The following is a 17669-nucleotide window of genomic DNA, read 5'->3' on the forward strand; positions in this document are numbered from 1 at the left end:
CCTCGTGCAAACGTAATTACCACATTGCGAGAAGGGGATTTTCCATGTCGGCGAAGACACCCACCGCCCCCTACCGGGTCGTCCAGTGGACGACCGGCAACGTCGGCAAGAGTTCGGTGCGGGCGATCGCCGGCAACCCGAACTTCGAATTGGTCGGTCTGTTCGCCTGGTCCGACGACAAGGTCGGCAAGGACGCCGGCGAGCTGGCCGGCATCGACCCGCTCGGGGTAGCCGCGAGCAACGACAAAGCGGCACTGCTGGCGCTGAAGCCGGACTGCGTGATCTACAACCCGATGTGGATCGACGTCGACGAACTGGCGGAGATCCTCTCCGCGGGGGTCAACGTCGTGACGTCGGCGTCGTTCATCACCGGCCACAACCTCGGCGATGACCGCGCCCGGCTCGAAGACGCCTGCCGCAAAGGCGGATCCACCCTGTTCGGCTCCGGGGTGAGCCCGGGCTTCGCCGAACTGCTGGCGATCGTGGCCGCGACGGCCTGCGACCGGGTCGACAAGGTCACCATCACCGAGACCGCCGACACCACCCTCTACGACTCCCCCGACACCGAACGACCGGTGGGCTTCGGGGTCGCCATCGACGATCCCGACCTGCAGCCGATGGCCGCCAAGGGCACCGCGGTCTTCGCCGAGGCGGTCCGCCTGGTGGCCGACGCGATGGGCGTCGAACTCGACGAGATCGTCTGTGTGTCCGAATACGCCCAGACCACCGCGGATCTGCCGATGGCCTCGTGGACCATCCCGGCCGGCCATGTGGCGGGCGTCTTCGCCAGTTGGCAGGGCATCGTCGGCGGCGAGACCATCATCGACATCAACGTGCGGTGGCGGAAGGGCCAGACCCTGGAACCGGATTGGGATCTCGGCGGCGACGGCTGGAAGATCACCATCGACGGCCGTCCGACGGTCAACATGCAGGTCGGTTTCACCCCGCCGCCGGATCTGATCGCCTCGGCGAAGTCGCTCGACGACTTCTTCGAACTCGGCCACATCATGACCGCGATGCCGCCGATCAACGCGATTCCGGCCGTGGTCTCCGCCGAACCCGGGATCGCCACCTACAACGACCTGCCGCTGCACCTGCCGCGGTTCCCCGCTCAGAACAGGTAGATCACCAGCACGGCCGTCCACAGCACGGCCAGCCACGCATCGGTGGTGCGCCGCAGCCAGAGCGGGGCGGCGCGCACCTCCATGAAGTTGCGGATGATCAACCGGGCCTTGACGGCCGACAGTGCGATCACCGTGACGGTGATGGGGATGCTGGGTTCGACGTGCCCGCCGCTGTGGCCCGGCGCCAGCCACCAGGCCAGCACGGTGATCGCCACCAGGACCAGCCAACTCGCGGTGAGCAGCGGGTCCGGCACGAACCGGGAATTCTGCTGTGCGGTCATGGAACTCTCACCTCATCACGTAGAGCAGCGCGAAGATAACGACCCAGAGCAGATCCACCATGTGCCAGTAGGTCGCACCCTGCTCGACCATGGAGACCCGGGCGCGGCGCGGGTTGCGCAGCTCCCGGATCACGATGCCCAGGATCAGCAGGCCCAGGCCCACGTGGAACAGATGCACGCCGGTAAGCACGTAGTAGAAGCTGAAGAACTCGCTGGAATTGGTGTATCCCGCCCGTATCTCGGTGGCCCACTCGTAGATCTTGAGCACCACGAACAGCACCCCGCAGCCCGCCCCGGACCGCACCAGGGCGATCGCGGTGGCGCGGTCGCCGGACCGGGTGGCCTGCACGCTTTGGGCGACCAACCAGGAACTGGTGATCAGCACGATGGTGTTGACCACGCCGACGGTGATGTTGAGGTGCTGCTGGTCGGCCAGGAACTGCTCGGGTGCGCGGGTCCTAAACACCAGGTAGGCGATGAAGTAGCCGCCGAAGATGAACAGGTCGCCGAGCACCATGAACCACATGTGCCCGTCGCCGGGCAGATGCGTGCGGCGTGGGTCGGTCAGCCGATCAGTCATGAACCGGACCTCCGGGTGTCTCACGATTGCCGGTCACCCACATGATCGGGAAGACCACCACGATCCACGCGGAGAAGATCACGACCGCGATGAAGAACGAGATGATGCCGTTCCAGGCGAAGGCTCCCGATTGGAAGAGCCACATCTGGGTGGCGATCACCTCGGTGACGATCTGCCAGACGGTGATGTAGGCGAACCATTTCGGGAAGATGTTGTTCTTGTCGTAGAAGATGGCCAGCGCCAGGCAGAAGTAGGCGGCGGTGAAACAGCCCAGCGAGCCGTTGTAGGTCAGTATCCCGAGGTCGTAGAAGAACCGCACCAACTCCGGATCACGGTCGGCGCGGAACACCGTGAGCAAAAAGCACAGCATCATCAACTGGAAGCCCGGGACCGCCCCGACCGCCATCGATCCGATGTAGCCGTAGGCGAGCAGCGACCCGGAGCTCATCCGTTTCATGTGATATCCGATGAGGCCGTTGGAGATCGCCGCTCCGCCGGCGATGATCAGCAGCAGCACGAAGCCGATCTGCAGAGTCGGTGCGTGCTGCTGGCACCAGGCCTGCATCTCGGGTATGCCGACGTCCGGGCGCGGCGGCGGGGTCACCCGCCCCAGCAGGCAGACGCCGAGCCCCATCAGCACGTAGAACGCCACCGAGATCCAGAACACCAGCCGCACGTCGGGCCGGCCGCCTCCCGGCGGCGCTTCCTCGGCCTCGGCGCCGTAGAGCAGCGTCGCCATGCTCACCGCGCCGACTCCTCGATCAGGCCTTCGGCGACGCCCTGCCGGTAGAGCGCATCGCGGAGCGCAAAGAACATCGCGAAGACGAAGATCGCGAAGGCCCCGTTGCGAACCCAGAACGAGATGAACCCGTCCCAGGCCAGCGGCCCGGTGGTGAACACGGTCGCGGCCACCGAGGGCAGCATCGCCAGCGCCGTGGCCACCGACAGATGCGCCACCCAGCGCGGGAACACCGGATCGGGGCCGCGATCGAAGTAGACCGCGCAGGCCAGCATCGCGAACTGCCCCACGATCATCCCGACGGGGGCGATGAACGACAGCCAGGCCATGTCGTTGAGCGCCTGGATCACTTCCGGGCTGCGGCTCGGACGGAAGGCCGCCACCCCGAAGTAGATGTTCGACAGCGCGAAAAGCGTTGCACCGCTGACCATGCACGCCAGATAGGCGTAGGCGAACACGTGGCTCTGGCCGGTCATCCGCTTCATCTGCGCGACGACCAACAGCAGGAACGGCACGATCATGATCCCGCACAGGTTGAATCCGACCATGCTCAACCGGATCCAGGATCGGTGCTCGTCGTAGAACTGCGCCACCTGATCCGCCGACATGGTCGGCGACATCGGCGGGAAGAAACCCGGGAAGGCCAGGAACATCGCCAGCAGCACCGCACCGATCGCCGGACCGGACCACAACAACACCAGTTGTGCCCGGAACGCGGTGGCCTGCGACGAATCCTCGACCTCGGCGAGCAACTGCATGACGCCTCCCCCTCACTCGGCCCCAGCACTGGGTAGCCGTTCGGCTAGGTAGAAAGTAGCCGAGCGGCTAGCCGCCGGTCAATGCCTCTAGTGCGAGTCGGCGGGCGGTTCGATGAAACGCTTGGTGAGCCGGCGCAGCTGCGCGCGCAGGGTGTCGTCGTCGATACCGGTCACCAGCGGGTGCATCACGCCGACCGCCAGTGCGCCCGACAGCATCGCCGCCGACACGATCGCGTCGTCGCCGGCGTCGCCGACGAGCACGCCGTAGAGTCGCGCGATGAACTGCTGGAACGGCTGATGCGAGGCGAGCAACCGGACGACCACCGGGTCGAACTGCAGGGTGCTCGCGGCGCCGCGTCGACGCACCGCCATGTCGATGACGGCGTCGAGCAGCAATTCCCTGGCCCGCGGCAGACTCTGCTCGACCTCGGCGGCCTCCAGCGCCTCTTCCAGGGAGCCCAGTTCCCGCTCGGTGAGCGCGACCACGATCTCTTCTTTGGTCTTGAACTGGTGGTAGACCGCGGCTTTGGTCACTCCGATCGCGTCGGCGATCATCTGCAGCGACGTCCCTCCGACGCCGTTCTCGCCGATCAGGTGCAGCGCGGCGTCGAGGACCCGGGTCTGCGCCGGGGTGCGGACGACGTAGCGGAACCGGTCAACAGCCGGAGTGGCAGCCATGCGACGAGGGTAGCCAGTCGGCTAGTCGGATAACAGTCGCTCCGCCGCCGAGTACGGATCCGAAGCCCCGTCGACCACCAGTTCGGCGAGTTCGTCCAGCGCCGGATGGACCCGCAGTCGCGTCTGCGCCAGCGACAGGATCTGTGCGCGCGCCCGTGCCCGCCGGCGCTCCCGGCTGTCGGAGCGGTGGTGCGCCTCGATGGTGTCCACCAACTCCTCGAGCCCGTCTCCCCGCGCCGCGACCAGCGTGAGGATCGGGGCGCCGGTGTGGTGCAATTCGATGCGCAGGTCACGCACGGTCTGCTGGGCACCTTCGCGGTCGGCCTTGTTGACCACCACGATGTCGCCGACTTCCAGCAGTCCGGCCTTGGCGGCCTGGACGGCGTCACCGGCGCCGGGATTGAGCACCACGATGGTCGGGTCGGCGATCGCGGCGATCTCGATCTCGGACTGGCCGACCCCGACCGTCTCCAGCAGCAGCACGTCGAAACCCAGTGCGGCCAGCAACTGAATGGCCGCCGGCACCGCTTCGGCCAATCCGCCCAGGTGGCCGCGGGCCGCCACCGATCGGATCAACACCGCCGGGTCGTTGATGTGGGCGGCCATCCGGATGCGGTCGCCCAGCAGGGCGCCGCCGCTGTACGGCGAGGACGGGTCGACGGCGAGCACCCCGACCCGCAGCCCCCGCTGCCGGTAGGCCCCCACCAGCGCGGCGATCGTGGTCGACTTACCGGCCCCCGGCGGGCCGGTCACGCCGATCACCCGGGTGACCGCCGGCCCGATCGCGGCCAGCACCTCGGTCCGCCGACCGCTCTCGACCATGCTGAGCAACCGGCCCGTGGCCCGCACGGAGCCGTCCCGTGCCGACGCAAGCAACTCGACGATCGTCATCGCCGGTGTCAGTCCTTCTTCGCGGTGAGCCGATCGATGATCGCGTTGAAGTCGTCGGTCTGAAACGACTGGTCCTCGGCCATGTTCGCGAAGTCCAGGGTGGCCAGCACCGCGCGCTCCAGGTGGATGTTGAGCAGTCGCTTGGTGCTCTCCACGGCTTGGCGGGGCAGTTCGATGATGCGCTTGGCACACGCGATCGCCTCGGCCACCGGGTCTTCGACCACGTGGTTGGCCAGACCCAGCTCGACGGCCCGCGCCGCCGGGATCCGCGCTCCGGTCAGGGCGTACTCCTTGGCCTGCAGCAGACTCATCTGCAACGGCCAGGTCAACGGGCCGCCGTCGGCGGCGACCAGGCCGACCTGCACGTGCGGATCGGCCAGATAGGCGCCCTCGGCCATATAGACGATGTCGCTGAGTGCCACCAGGCTGCAGCCCAGGCCGACGGCCGGTCCGTTCACCGCGGCGATGACCGGGGTGCGCAGCCGCGCCATGCCCAGCACGATCTCGCGGCCGTGCGCAATCGTCTTGGCGCGCAACTTCTCGTCACGCCGGATCTCGTCGAGGTAGTTGAAGTCACCCCCGGCGGAGAACGCCCGACCGCTGCCGGTCAGTACCGCCGCGCGGGCGTCGTGGTCCTCGTCGAGCTGCGTCCAGAGCTTCGCCAAGCCGCAGTGCAACGCGTCGTTGACGGCGTTGAGCGCGTCGGGGCGATTCAGCGTGATGATCCGCAGCGGGCCCTCGGCGCGCACGTCGATTTCATCGGGCATGTCGTACATGTCAGGCTCCTTCAATAGTCGCGACCCGCTTCGCCCGGACTCCGTCCGCGCTCGCGATCACGGGGTCAGTCCCAAAATCCGGCCGGCAATGATGTTCTTCTGAATCTGCGACGTCCCGCCCATCACGCTCTGGGCTCGACTGTAGAGGTAGGCGCTGAGCAGGTCGGGATCGTCGACGCCGCCGACGGCCAGCGCCGCGTGGCCGACCGACTGCTCCACCCAGGTCATCAGCAACTTGTCCATCGAACCCTCCGGCCCGTGCGACACACCGTCGAGCTGCTCGGAGAGCCGGCGTCGCACGTGCAGCCGCAACATCTCGGTCTCCACTGCGGCCCAGGCCAATTCGTCGGGAACCTCGCCGTCGATCCGCTTGGCCATCTGGCGTACCAGCTTGCCGTAGCGCGCCGAGTAGCCCAGCGTCGACGGTTCCCGCTCGTGACCGACGACCGTCATCGCCAGCTTCCAGCCCTCCCCCGGTTCACCGACCATCTGGTCGGCCGGAACCCGGGCACCGTCGAAGAGCACCTGACCGAATTCGGTGGTGACGCCGTTGATCATCTGCAGCGGCCGCTGCTCGATTCCGTCCTGGTGCATGGAGACGATGAACCCCGAGATGCCGCGGTGCCGGGGCGCGTCCTTGTCGGTGCGGGCCAACAGCAGACACCAATCGGCCACGTCGGAGTAACTGGTCCAGATCTTGTGCCCGTGGATGACGTACTCGTCGCCCTCCCGGGTCGCGGTGGTGGTCAGCGACGCCAGGTCCGAGCCGGCCCCCGGCTCCGAGAAGCCCTGACACCAACGCTGGGTGCCGTCGATCATGCCCGGCAGAAACCGTTGCTGCAGTTCTTTGTTCGCATGCCGGCCCAGCCCGACCACCAGGTAGCCGAGGCTCGGCCGCGGCGGGGCTCCGGCGGCCGCCAGCTCCTCGTCGACGATGACGTCGTAGACCGGTGCCAATTCCTGGCCGCCGTACTCCCGCGGCCAGGACACTCCGAAGAATCCGCCCGCGTACAGCGCCTGGTGCCATTCCCCTTGGCGCGCCCAGTATTCGTCGCTGCCGGCGACCGGGAAGGTGCCGGCCCGCTCGGTCAGCCAGGCGCGGAGCCGACCGCGGAAGTCGGCTTCGGCGGGTGAGTCACGAAAGTCCATCTGCGATCTCCCTCATGGTCACCGGCCACAGGCCGGTCGATGTCAGTGCGCGGCGCAGGTAGACGTGTGCGGCGCACTCCCAGGTGTTGCCGATTCCGCCGTGCACCTGGATGGCGGTCTCGCAGACCGTCCGAGTGGCGCGGGCGGAGTAGATCTTGGCGATCCGCGCGGCACGCACCGCATCGGCGGCGGGCGCCTCGTCGACGGACCAGGCGGCGTGCCGCAGCACGCTCACCGAACCCTCGATCAGCGCCAGGCCCTCGGCGAGCAGGTGCGCGATGGCCTGGTAGGAGCCGATCGGCTTGCCGTACTGCTCGCGGATCTTGGCGTAGTCGCACGCCAGCGCATGTGCCCCGCGGGCGGCGCCGACCAGATCGGCGCAGGTCGCCACCAACGCCAGGGCCTGCCAGCGCAGTGCCTCTTCGGCGCCCAGCTCCCCGGCCTGCTCCGGTGAGCCGGCGAGGTCGGCGACGGCGCGGGTCAGATCGGCTCCGGTGCGCGCCGCACCGACCGGGGCGGTCAGCACCGCGTGCTCGCGCACCGCGACCGCCCGGGCGGCGCCGCGGGCGTCGATGGCGGTGTCACCGATCGCGACCGTGGCCGGCCCATCACCGAGCGCCACATGACGGCTCAGGTCGTCGGCGAGCACCGGACCCAGGAACGGCACGTCGACAAGACCGCGGCCGAACTCCTCGGCGACGATCGCCACCTCCACCCCGGACGCGCCGTCGGAGCGCAGCGAGCGCCACCCCGTCTGCTCCACGGCCCGTTCCAGCCGGGCCACCCGGCCGGCGTCGTCGAGTTCGGCGACCGAACCCGGGCCCAGGTCGTCGGCGAGCTTGGCTGCGGCATCCCGCAGTTGTCGCTGCTCAGCATTCAGCCGGACATCCATAGGCGCTCCTTCAGTAATCGACGCAACAGCTTTCCGGACGGCAACCGGGGGATCTCGGGTACGACCACCACCCGGCGCAGACGTTTGTAGGACGCGAGGCGGTCGGCGACCAGTGCGCACAACTCGGCCTCGCCGACCGGCCCGCGCAGCGCGACGGCGGCGATCACGGCCTCGCCGTCGGCGGCATCGGGCACCCCGAACACGCCGCAGTCGGCGACCGCGGGATGGGAGTGCAGCACCGCCTCGATCTCGGCGGGGGCGACCTGAAAGCCGCGTACCTTGATCATCTCTTTGCAGCGGTCGGTGATCCGCAGCCAGCCGTCGGTATCGAGGTAGCCGATGTCGCCGGTGTGAAACCAGCCGTCCCGCATGACTTCCGCGGTGGCATCCGCCGGGAGGTAACCGGCCATCAGCGAATCGGAGCGGGCCAGGATCTGCCCGGGCTCCCCGACCGCAAGCGGCTGCCCGGTTTCGATGTCGACGATCTGCACCCGCACCCCGGGCACCGGCCGGCCGACGGTGTCCAGGCGCGGCGCGTCGGGCGGACTGCAGGCGATCACCGGCAGCTCACTGGTTCCATAGGCCGGCACGAAGGGCACGCCGGTGCGCGCGGTGACCGTCTCGGCCACCGAGGCCGTCACCGGGGTGGCACCCCACATGATGTAGCGCAGCGAGGACAGGTCGAACGATTCGAGGTCGGGGTGCCCGGCGATGGCCAGCGCGATCGGGGCCACCGCCATCTCGACGGTGATCTTGTCGGCGGCAATGGTTTTCAGCATGACGTCGATATCGAAACGGCGGTGCAGCCGCACCCGCGCGCCGACGTGCAGTGCGGTCAGGATGTTGAGCAGCCCGAGGATGTGCGACGGCGGGGTGGCGACCTGGATCCGGTCGTCGGCGGTCAGTCCCAGCGCGTCACGCCAGTGGTCCACCGCCGCGGCCAGCGAGGCGTGGGTGTGCCGGACCGCCTTGGGCAGCCCGGTGGTACCGGAGCTGAACACCAGCAGCGCGTCGGACTCCGGGTCGGGCGGCTCCCCCACCCGGACCCCGGCGGGAACCGGGGCATCGAGTTGTCGCATCGCCATCAGTTCGGCCAGCACCGGGTGGTCGCCGAGGCCGTACCGGGCCTCGGCGAGCGCCAGGGCGTGGGCGACCTCGTCGCGTTTCCAGGCCGGGCTGATCAGGGCGACGACCGCGCCGAGTCGCCAGACGGCATGCACGGCGATGACGAACTCCGGGCGATTGGACGACATCAGTGCCACCCGGTCCCCGGCACGCACGCCGTCGGCCGCCAGAGCCGCCGCCAGGTCGCCGGAGCGCGCGTCGAGCTCGGACAGGGACAGCTGCCGCTCCTCGAATACAAGCACTGCTGTGGACGCCCCTGACAACATTTGAGAAGATCCTATCGGTTTGAGAGAATAGTATTCTCTCAAGCGAAGAACGCAAACCGGAAGGGGTGGTCATGGCGGTCACTCATGTTTTCCAGCGGGCGACCGTGACCCGCATCGTCAAGGAGACCGCGGACGCCTACACGTTCGTCCTGTCGCCGCACGAAACCCCGTTCGGATACCGGGCCGGTCAGTACGCGACGTTCCAGGTGCACGTCGACGGCGAAGACCTCTACCGGTCCTACTCGATGTCGAGCGCCCCGGAGACCGACGACGAACTGATGACCACCGTCAAGCGGGTGCCCGGCGGCAAGGTCTCCAACTGGCTGCTGGACAACGTCGCCGAGGGCGACGAACTGGTGATGACCCGGGCGGCGGGCATCTTCTGCCTGCAGGAGTCGACCGCGCCGCTGCTGGCGTTCTCGGGTGGCAGCGGGATCACGCCGATCCTGTCGCTGGCCAAGAGCGCCCTGGCCACCACCGACCGCAATGTGCGACTGCTGTGCGCCGACCGCGACGCCGCCGCGGCGATCTTCGAGGACACGCTGGCCGAACTCGCCGCCCGCTACCCGGGCCGACTGTCGGTACAACGCCGCCGCGACACCGAGGACGGACTGCTGGATGCGGCCGCGGTGAGCGCGTTCGTCGGCCCCGACACCGATGCGGACTGCTACGTCTGCGGACCCACCGGGTTCATGGACGTGGTGCGCAGCGCCTGGGCCGGACCGGGCCGGCTGTTCATCGAGGACTTCGACACCGCGACCACACCGGCCGCCGATGCCGCCGGGGACGCCGCGACCGACACAGAGGTGTCCGGGACGGTCACGATCTGCATGGGGCGCAAGAAGGAGACGGTGCCGCGGGTGGCCCGCGAGACGCTGCTGGAGAGCGCCCGCCGGGCCGGGCTGACGCCGCCGTTCTCCTGCGAGGCCGGCAACTGCGGCACCTGCATCGCGCAGATCACCGAGGGCACCGCGACCATGCTCAACAACACCGTGCTCGACGACGACGAGGTCGCCGACGGCCTCATCCTGACCTGTCAGGGCATCCCGCAGGGCGGCTCGATCACCATCGAGTACGAATAGGGCGGCACCGCCGGCCGTCAGCCGGCGGCCCCGTAACCCAGCGCGCTCTTGGTCTCCAGGTACTCGTGGAAGCCGGCGTCGCTCCATTCGCGGCCGTTGCCGCTGCGCTTGTAGCCGCCGAACGGGGCGTTCATGTCGAAGGCGTGGTTGATCGCCACCCACCCGGCGCGGATCCGGCGGGCGATCCCGCGCGCGACGTCGAGGTCGGAGCCCGAGACGTAACCGGCCAGCCCGTAGTCGGTGTCGTTGGCGATCTCGACCGCTTCATCCAGGTTGTCGTAGCCGAGGATGCACAGCACCGGGCCGAAGATCTCCTCGCGGGCGATCGTCATGTCGTTGGTGACGTTGGCGAACACCGTGGGCCGCACGAAGTATCCGGCGTCCAGCCCGTCGGGGCGGCCCGCACCGCCGGCCGCCACCGTGGCGCCCTCGGCGATGCCCTTCTCGATCAGGCCCTGCACCTTGGTGAACTGCGCGCCGGATGCCACCGGGCCGATGGCCTTGTCGTCGGCGGGGTCGCCCACCTTCACCTGCGAGGCGACGGCGTTCGCGATCGCGATCGCCTCGTCCATCCGCGAGTTGGGCACCAGCATCCGCGACGGGGCGTTACAGCTCTGCCCGGAGTTGACCATCATGGTCGATACCCCGGCGGTGACGCTGTCGGCGAAGGCGTCGTCGTCCAGCACGATGTTGGCGCTCTTGCCGCCCAGTTCCTGGGTCACCCGCTTGACGGTCGGTGCGGCGTTCTCGGCGACCGCGACGCCGGCGCGGGTGGAGCCGGTGAACGACACCATGTCGACGTCCGGGTGGGTCGACAGCGCCACCCCCACGCCCGGCCCGTCACCGTTGACCATGTTGTAGACGCCGGCCGGAACGCCTGCGGCGTCCATGATCTCGGTGAAGATGTAGGCGGAGAACGGCGCGACCTCCGACGGCTTGAGCACCATGGTGCATCCGGTGGCCAACGCCGGGTAGACCTTCACCGCGATCTGGTTCAGCGGCCAGTTCCACGGCGTGATCAGCCCGCAGACACCGATCGGCTCGCGCACCACCAGGGTGTCACCGCGCTGCTCCTCGAACGCGAAGTTCTTCAGCCCCTCGATGGCGGTGAGCATGTGACCGATCCCGAGCTGCACCTGGGCGCCGGCGGCCAGGGCCGGCGGGGCGCCGATCTCTTCGCTGACCGCGTCGGCCAGATCCCCGGCGCGCCGCTGGTATTCGGCCAGGATCGCCTGCAGCAGGTCCAGGCGCTCGGCCCGGCTGCTCTGCGACCAGGTGGCGAACGCCGCGCGGGCGGCGGCCACCGCGGCGTCGACGTCGGCGGCCGACCCGAGTGCGATCTTGCCGGCGACCTGCTCGGTGGCCGGGTTCTCCACATCGAGGGTCTTGAGCTCGACGGGGTCCACCCACTTGCCGTCGATGTAGAACCGGGTGTATTCGCGCATCACAACGCTCCTTGGAACTAGAGGGACTCGGGGGTGGGGTCTTGCTGGGCCATGCCGAAGCTGTACCGGATGTGCGCGGCGTGCCCGTCGGGCACCACCGGGAACTCCACCGGTGCGCCGATGTCGCGGATCTGCGCGATCCGGGCGTCGACGTCCTCGATCGTCCACGCCGGTTGGTACACGCCGGGACTTTCGACGAGCGCGGCCCGCGCCACCCGCCCGGCCAGGGCGATCAGTGCTTCACCGGTGACCGAACAGGATTCGTGCGCGAGCCAGCCGACCACGGGCGCGACCAGTTCGGGCTCCATCGGGGGGTAGGCCGAGGTGTCGATGCCTTCGGCCATCCGGGTCACCGCGGCCGGCACCACCACGTTGCAGCGGACACCGAAGTCCGCGCCCTCCAGCGCGGCGACGTTGCTCAGCCCGACCACGCCCGCCTTCGCGGCGGCATAGTTGGCCACCTCGGCGTTGCCGTAGAGCCCGCCGATCGACGATGTCAGCACTATCCGACCGTAGCCTGCGTCACACATGAGCGCGAAGGCCGGCCGCACCACGTGGAACGCGCCCCGCAGGTGCACGTCGAGGACGGCATCGAAATCCGCCGGGCTCATCTCGCGCAACGGGGCACGGCGGACGTTGCCGGCGTTGTGGATCAGCGCGTCGAGGCGCCCGTAATGCTCCAGCGCGGCGTCGATGATGGCCTGTCCACCCTCGGGAGTTGCGACCGAGGCGGTGCAGGCCACCGCCGTGCCGCCGGCGTCCCGGATCTCCGCGGCGACCTGTTCGGCCGGTTCCTGGTGTCCCCCGTCCCCGGTGAGGTCGGCACCGGTGTCGTTGACCACCACCGCGGCGCCGCGCCGCGCCAGCAGTTGCGCATAGGCGCGCCCGAGTCCCCGTCCGGCGCCGGTCACCACGGCGACCCGGCCGTCGAAGTTCAGCTGCTGCGCTGCGCTCAAGCGAACGGCTCCTCACCGGCGAGCTTGGTGCGGCGCAACATCCGACCCGAGTCGGGGGCGTACGGCAAGGCCCGGTGCATGGTCCCGGTGTTGTCCCACATCACCAGATCCCCGACCGACCACCGGTGCCGATAGACGAACTGCGGCTGGGTAGCCCAATCCCGCAGCCGCACCAGGGTTTTGACGCTCTCGAGGTGGTCCATCCCGACGATCTCACCGGCGGTGCAGCCCAGGATCAGTGATTTGCGCCCCGAGCGGTGCGTCCAGACCACCGGCAGTTCGCACTGCCCGATGGCCATCATCTGCCGCAGCAGCGCGTACTCGGGTTCGGGGTCGTAGTACAGCAACGAATTCCATGCCGAGTGCACGGCGCGCAACGACGCGATCTGCTGCTTGTCGTCATCGGAGAGATCGTCGTAGGCCGCATAGGTGTTGCAGAACTCGGTGTCACCGCCACCGCCGGCCGGCAGCACCCGACTCGACAGCAGCGACGCGAGAATCGGCACCTCGTTCATGGTGCCGTCGAGGTGCCAGTAGAACGACCCTTTGAGGTAGTCGGCCTGCTTGTTGACGGTGGTGTCGAGCGTGACGTCGTAGACGGCCTCGCCGTCGCGTTCCGGCGCGAGGGTCCCGAGCGTCTCGGTGAACGCGACCTGTTCTTCGTCGGTCAGCCCGATCTTCGGGAACACCAGCACACCGCGCTGCTCCAACAGTTCCCGGAGGGCCGCGGCATGCGCACCGGACAGCAGCGCGGCCTTGTCGGCCAGCACCTCGGTGCCGATCCGCTCGGTGAGGTCTCGCGTCGCGAGGGTCGCGGCGGTCTTCGATGTCACTGTAGTTCCATGCCTTTCAGATCGCCGGCGTCGCGCCACTGCCGCAGCAGGTCGTCGAAGGCGTAGAAGCCCGGCGAGTACACCTCGCCCAGGAAGGAGCGGCTGGCGTCGCCGAATCCACGGCCCTCGTTGTTGTAATAGCCCGGCGTGCAGGACAAGTCGAACGCCGAGTTGTCGAATGCCAACTCCCGGATGGTGCTCACCCAGGCGTCCTGCCCCTGCTGGCTGGGCTCGACGACCGTGGCCCCCCGGTCGAGGGCCTCGGCGATGATGTAGGCGATGTGTTCGGCCTGCTGCTCGAACATCGCGGTGGTGTTGGCCGACACGCCGCCCTGGATGAAGCCGGTGTGGAACTGGTTGGGGAACCCCCGGCTGGTCATCCCGTGCAGGGTCTTGTAGCCGTCGCGCCAGTGGTCGAACAGCGAGACCCCGTCGCGGCCCTCGATGACGTCGATGGCGTACCGCCGGCTGAGCTCGGTGGAGATCTCGAAACCACTGGCGAAGATGACGCAGTCGACCTCGTACTCGACGCCGCCGGCGACAACGCCCTTGGCGGTGAGCCGTTCGATGCCCTTGGATTCGGCCACGTCCACCAGCGTGACGTTGGGCCGATTGAACGCGGGCAGGTAGGTGTCGCTGGAGGTCGGGCGCTTGCACATGAACCGGTAGTAGGGCTTGAGGGCCTCGGCGGTCTGCGGGTCGTCGACGATGTCGTCGATGCGGCGGCGCAGCCGCTCCATGATCTTGTAGTCCTCCTCCTCCCGCATCGCCATGATCTCCTCGACGCCGAGCGCCGTCGGGTCGGGGCTGGCCCCGATGCGAGCGGTCAGGTTGCGGCCCAGTTCGGTCCAGAAGTCGCAGACCATGTCCGGGGCGTCGAAGACCACGCCTTCGAACGGCGACCAGCGATGAAAGTTGCGCTTGCGTTCGGCCTGCCACCCCGGTTGCAGCGACGCCGCCCACTGCGGGTCGGTGGGCGCGTTGCCGCGGAAGTCCACCGAGGACGGAGTGCGCTGGAACACGTAGAGCTGCTTGGCATCCCGCCCCAGGTGCGGGACCAGCTGGACACCCGTCGCACCGGTGCCCACCAGGGCCACCCGCTTGTCGGCCAGCTTGTGCAGGCCGCCGTCGGCGTCGCCGCCGGTGTAGTCGTAGTCCCAGCGCGCGGAGTGGAAGACATGCCCACCGGCGTTCTGGAAGTCCTTGATGCCGGCGATGCCGGGCAGCTTGGGCCGGTTGTAGGAGCCCTGTGCCATCACCACGAAGCGCGCCCGCAGATCGTCGCCCCGATTTGTGGTCAGCCGCCAGCGGCTGATCCCGTCGTCCCAGCGCACGGTACGCACCTGGGTCGAGAAGATCGCCCCGTCGTAGAGGCCGAAGTGCTTCCCGATGTTCTGACAGTGCGCGAAGATCTCGGCACCGTCGGCGAACTTCTTGGACGGGATGAAGTCGAGCTCCTCGAGCAACGGGACGTAGCAGTACGCATCGTTGTCGCATTGGATTCCGGGGAATCGGTTCCAATACCAGACACCGCCGAAGTCCCCGCCCATCTCGATGATCCGCACGTCGCCCACGCCGGCCTTCTTCAGGTAGGCGCCGGCGAGCAGTCCGGCGATACCGCCGCCGAGGACCACCACCTCGATATCGGCATCGATGGGCTCACGCGGGGTGACCTCGGTGTGCGGATCGACCTCGGCGAACTCCACGAAGTCGTCCTTGAGTTCCAGGTACTGCCCGGAACCGTCGGAGCGAACGCGTTTGGCGCGCTCCGCGGCGTACTTCGCACGCAGCGCTTCGATGTCGAAGTCGTCGGGGGTCTGGGTCGGCGAGCAGTCCGTCATCGATCGTTTCCTGTCGGGATCTCCTGGGGCGCACCGGTACCCATGTACTTCGACAACTGGTGGTGCAGGTTGACGATGGCGCGCTCGCGGTACGGGTTGGGCTTGGCTCCGGGATAGCCCAGCGATTTCATTCCCTGCTGCACCGCGGCCATGTTGGAGAAGTCCTGCGGCAGCACCGAGCGCCAGCCCGGGTCGCCGACCGGCGTGTACTCCCATTCCGTCTGCGGCTCTTCACCTTTGGGGAACAGTTCGAACACCGAGACCTCGAAGATGCATTTGTCCGGGTTGTAGCTGGGATGCGGCCGCGCGCTGTAGCACAGCGCACTGGTGAGCCCTTGGCCGATCTGGAAGTTCGGGAAGAGCTGCCACGCGGTGCCGGCCTCGCCGAGCACGTCGGCGGGAATCGTCGGCCAGATCACGCCGCGGGCTTCGTCGTCGCGACGCGCCGAGGCCAGCCAGTGCTCCAGGACCTTGTCGGCCGGGGTGCCCTCGGGGAGTTCATCGACCAGGCGCTTGGCGGCGTTGACCAGGGTCTGCGTGGTGGTGGCGTTGGTCTCCTCCATGGTGTAGACCTGCATCTCCGCGGTGGAGACCCGCGGATCGGCGCCACTGCCCAACCGGATCTTGGACTTGGTGGCCTCCAGGTCATCCGGCGCGTCGTAGCCGAGGTTGCTGTGCTTGCCCTGCACCTTGGCCCAGCCCTTGAATTCGCCGAACCTGTTGAATTCCGGGTGGGTGGTGTAGACGTGGTAGGTCTCGTTGAAGGCCTCCAGGGCGACCTTCCAGTTGCAGTCGAACTCCAACCAGCGGCGCCACTTGTAGCGCATGTTCTCCAACCCGAAGGCGTCCAGGATCTTCGCCGCCGGGAACAGGTAGTCGGCCAGCGGTTCGGCGTCCGGGTCCATGTTGATCCACAGCCAGCCGCCCCAGGTGTCGACGCGCACCGACCCCAGATGGGTGTTCTCGCTGGTCAGCGTGCCCTGCCAGTCGTCCTGCTCCCGGATGTGGGTGCAGGCGCCGTCGAGGCCGTAGGTCCAACCGTGGAAGCCGCAGACGAACGACTTGCGGGTGCGCGCGCAGGCGTTCTTCGCCCCGGCGGGGGTGTCGACCAGTCGTCGCCCGCGGTGCATGCACACGTTGTGGTGGGCGTGAAACTCCTCGGGTCCGCTGCGGACCACGATGATCGAGTCGTCGAGGATGTCGTAGGTGAGGTAGGAGCCTACTTCCGGCAGATCCTCGACGCGGCCCACCTGTTGCCAGACCTTGCGCCACAACCGGTCTCGTTCGGCACGGGCGTAGCTCTCCGACGTGTAGGCCTCGATACCGATGGTCACCGGGTCGGCGAGTTCTTCACTCATCAGAAGCTCCTAATCGCAGCACGGAAGGTGTCGTCCTTGAGGAACAGGGAGGTGTTGTCGCCGTCGAGGTGACTCCACTTGAGGTTGAGCCCGCCGTCGACCAGCAGGGTCTGGCCGGTGATGTAGCCGGCCAGGTCCGAGAGCAGAAAGAGGATCGGACCGGCCTGTTCCTCGGGCCGTCCGCGGCGCCCCATCGCGATCGCCCGCAGGTCACGCTCGGGATCCTCGTCGGTGTAGGTCGCCGAGGCGGCGGTGTTGGTGACACCGGGTGCCACCGCATTGACCCGGATCCCGGCGGCCGCCAACTCGACCGCCATGGTGCGGGTCATCGCGACGATCGCGGCCTTGGCGGTGCCGTAGGCGATGTGGAACGGAGCGGTGTTCATCCCGCTGATCGACGAGATCGACACGATCGAACCGGGCGACCCGGCGGCCACGAGTTCGGCGGCGATCGCACTGCTCATGAAGAACGCGGTCTCCAGGTTCTGGGTGAAGATCTTCCGCCAGTCCGCGCGCGTCACCCGGGTGGACGGCATCCAGGTCGACGGTTCGGCGCCGCCGGCGACGTTGACCAGTCCGTAGAGCCGTCCGTCGGCGCGCCGGGCGGCGTCGAGCACCGTGGCGACACCCTCGTCGGTGGCGGAATCGGCCGCCACCGGCACCACCGGCAGGCCCCGGTCGGCCAGCGGCGCGATGTGTTCGTCGAGGTTGTCCCGCGAGCGGCTGACCGCGATCACCGTGGCACCGGCCTCGGCGGCCATCGCGGTGACCGTGGTGCCGATACCGCCGCCGCCGGCCCCCGACACCACCACGATCCGGCCGTCGAGCGCGGAGCCGCTCAACGGGCTGGGCTGACTGGAAGGAGTGGAGTGATCCGCCATGACCCGCTTTCACC

At 68.3% G+C, this 17669-nt stretch carries 18 protein-coding genes; 2 read left to right on the forward strand and 16 right to left on the reverse strand.

Annotated elements, in window-relative coordinates; genetic code table 11:
* Positions 1-44 precede the first annotated feature (44 nt).
* Entirely contained in the window at positions 45-1124 is a 1080-nt protein-coding gene (locus RCP38_RS16240) for an NAD(P)H-dependent amine dehydrogenase family protein (protein WP_308473946.1), read from the forward strand.
* Here the strand turns inward: RCP38_RS16240 and RCP38_RS16245 are convergent.
* The 10 genes from RCP38_RS16245 to RCP38_RS16290 form a co-directional block, all read right to left on the reverse strand.
* Positions 1112-1405 (reverse strand): cytochrome C oxidase subunit IV family protein, encoded by a 294-nt coding sequence (locus RCP38_RS16245; protein ID WP_308473947.1) that lies wholly within the window; start codon positions 1403-1405, stop codon positions 1112-1114. The two genes, RCP38_RS16240 and RCP38_RS16245, sit on opposite strands and share 13 nt — an antisense overlap.
* A gap of 7 nt (positions 1406-1412) precedes the next feature.
* Positions 1413-1985, reverse strand: a complete 573-nt coding sequence (locus RCP38_RS16250) for a cytochrome c oxidase subunit 3 (protein WP_308473948.1) — start codon at positions 1983-1985, stop codon at positions 1413-1415.
* Positions 1978-2724: a hypothetical protein gene (locus RCP38_RS16255; RefSeq protein WP_308477366.1), complete on the reverse strand. Its 747-nt coding sequence runs from the start codon at positions 2722-2724 to the stop codon at positions 1978-1980. The genes RCP38_RS16250 and RCP38_RS16255 overlap by 8 nt, the downstream gene beginning before the upstream one ends.
* Before the next feature lie 2 nt (positions 2725-2726).
* Positions 2727-3482, reverse strand: a complete 756-nt coding sequence (locus RCP38_RS16260; protein ID WP_308473949.1) for a hypothetical protein — start codon at positions 3480-3482, stop codon at positions 2727-2729.
* 87 nt (positions 3483-3569) lie between these two features.
* Entirely contained in the window at positions 3570-4160 is a 591-nt protein-coding gene (locus RCP38_RS16265) for a TetR/AcrR family transcriptional regulator (protein WP_308473950.1), read from the reverse strand.
* Between the two features lie 21 nt (positions 4161-4181).
* The gene (gene meaB, locus RCP38_RS16270; RefSeq protein ID WP_308473951.1) at positions 4182-5051 is read right to left on the reverse strand and encodes a methylmalonyl Co-A mutase-associated GTPase MeaB; all 870 of its coding nucleotides are present in this window, start codon (positions 5049-5051) and stop codon (positions 4182-4184) included.
* A gap of 8 nt (positions 5052-5059) precedes the next feature.
* Entirely contained in the window at positions 5060-5827 is a 768-nt protein-coding gene (locus RCP38_RS16275; RefSeq protein WP_308473952.1) for an enoyl-CoA hydratase/isomerase family protein, read from the reverse strand.
* 57 nt (positions 5828-5884) lie between these two features.
* The gene (locus RCP38_RS16280; RefSeq protein ID WP_308473953.1) at positions 5885-6976 is read right to left on the reverse strand and encodes an acyl-CoA dehydrogenase family protein; all 1092 of its coding nucleotides are present in this window, start codon (positions 6974-6976) and stop codon (positions 5885-5887) included.
* Positions 6963-7868 carry an acyl-CoA dehydrogenase family protein gene (locus RCP38_RS16285; protein ID WP_308473954.1) on the reverse strand — a complete coding sequence of 302 codons (906 nt, stop codon included), beginning with the start codon at positions 7866-7868 and terminating at the stop codon, positions 6963-6965. Before RCP38_RS16285 ends, RCP38_RS16280 begins: the two co-directional genes overlap by 14 nt.
* On the reverse strand, positions 7853-9259 hold the full coding sequence (locus tag RCP38_RS16290) for a class I adenylate-forming enzyme family protein (protein ID WP_308473955.1): 1407 nt from the start codon (positions 9257-9259) through the stop codon (positions 7853-7855). The genes RCP38_RS16285 and RCP38_RS16290 overlap by 16 nt, the downstream gene beginning before the upstream one ends.
* Before the next feature lie 71 nt (positions 9260-9330).
* Between RCP38_RS16290 and RCP38_RS16295 the strand changes: the two genes are divergently transcribed.
* Positions 9331-10341, forward strand: a complete 1011-nt coding sequence (locus RCP38_RS16295) for a ferredoxin--NADP reductase (RefSeq protein ID WP_308473956.1) — start codon at positions 9331-9333, stop codon at positions 10339-10341.
* A 17-nt stretch (positions 10342-10358) separates the two neighbouring features.
* On the opposite strand, the gene RCP38_RS16300 is transcribed toward RCP38_RS16295, so the two are convergent.
* Genes RCP38_RS16300 through RCP38_RS16325 form a run of 6 tightly spaced genes read right to left on the reverse strand, consistent with a single transcriptional unit; the run spans position 10359 to position 17655 of the window.
* Positions 10359-11786 (reverse strand): aldehyde dehydrogenase family protein, encoded by a 1428-nt coding sequence (locus RCP38_RS16300; RefSeq protein ID WP_308473957.1) that lies wholly within the window; start codon positions 11784-11786, stop codon positions 10359-10361.
* A 17-nt stretch (positions 11787-11803) separates the two neighbouring features.
* Positions 11804-12742, reverse strand: coding sequence for an SDR family NAD(P)-dependent oxidoreductase (locus RCP38_RS16305; protein ID WP_308473958.1), 939 nt, complete (start codon positions 12740-12742; stop codon positions 11804-11806).
* On the reverse strand, positions 12739-13575 hold the full coding sequence (locus RCP38_RS16310) for a TauD/TfdA dioxygenase family protein (RefSeq protein ID WP_308473959.1): 837 nt from the start codon (positions 13573-13575) through the stop codon (positions 12739-12741). The genes RCP38_RS16305 and RCP38_RS16310 overlap by 4 nt, the downstream gene beginning before the upstream one ends.
* A complete protein-coding gene (locus tag RCP38_RS16315; RefSeq protein ID WP_308473960.1) occupies positions 13572-15416 on the reverse strand; it encodes a flavin-containing monooxygenase in 1845 nt (614 codons plus the stop codon). The genes RCP38_RS16310 and RCP38_RS16315 overlap by 4 nt, the downstream gene beginning before the upstream one ends.
* Positions 15413-16774 carry an aromatic ring-hydroxylating oxygenase subunit alpha gene (locus tag RCP38_RS16320; RefSeq protein WP_308473961.1) on the reverse strand — a complete coding sequence of 454 codons (1362 nt, stop codon included), beginning with the start codon at positions 16772-16774 and terminating at the stop codon, positions 15413-15415. Before RCP38_RS16320 ends, RCP38_RS16315 begins: the two co-directional genes overlap by 4 nt.
* On the reverse strand, positions 16774-17655 hold the full coding sequence (locus RCP38_RS16325; protein WP_308473962.1) for an SDR family NAD(P)-dependent oxidoreductase: 882 nt from the start codon (positions 17653-17655) through the stop codon (positions 16774-16776). Before RCP38_RS16325 ends, RCP38_RS16320 begins: the two co-directional genes overlap by 1 nt.
* Positions 17656-17669: the final 14 nt, after the last annotated feature.

The sequence above is a fragment of the Mycolicibacter sp. MU0083 genome (assembly GCF_963378075.1).
GTDB lineage: Bacteria > Actinomycetota > Actinomycetes > Mycobacteriales > Mycobacteriaceae > Mycobacterium > Mycobacterium kokjensenii.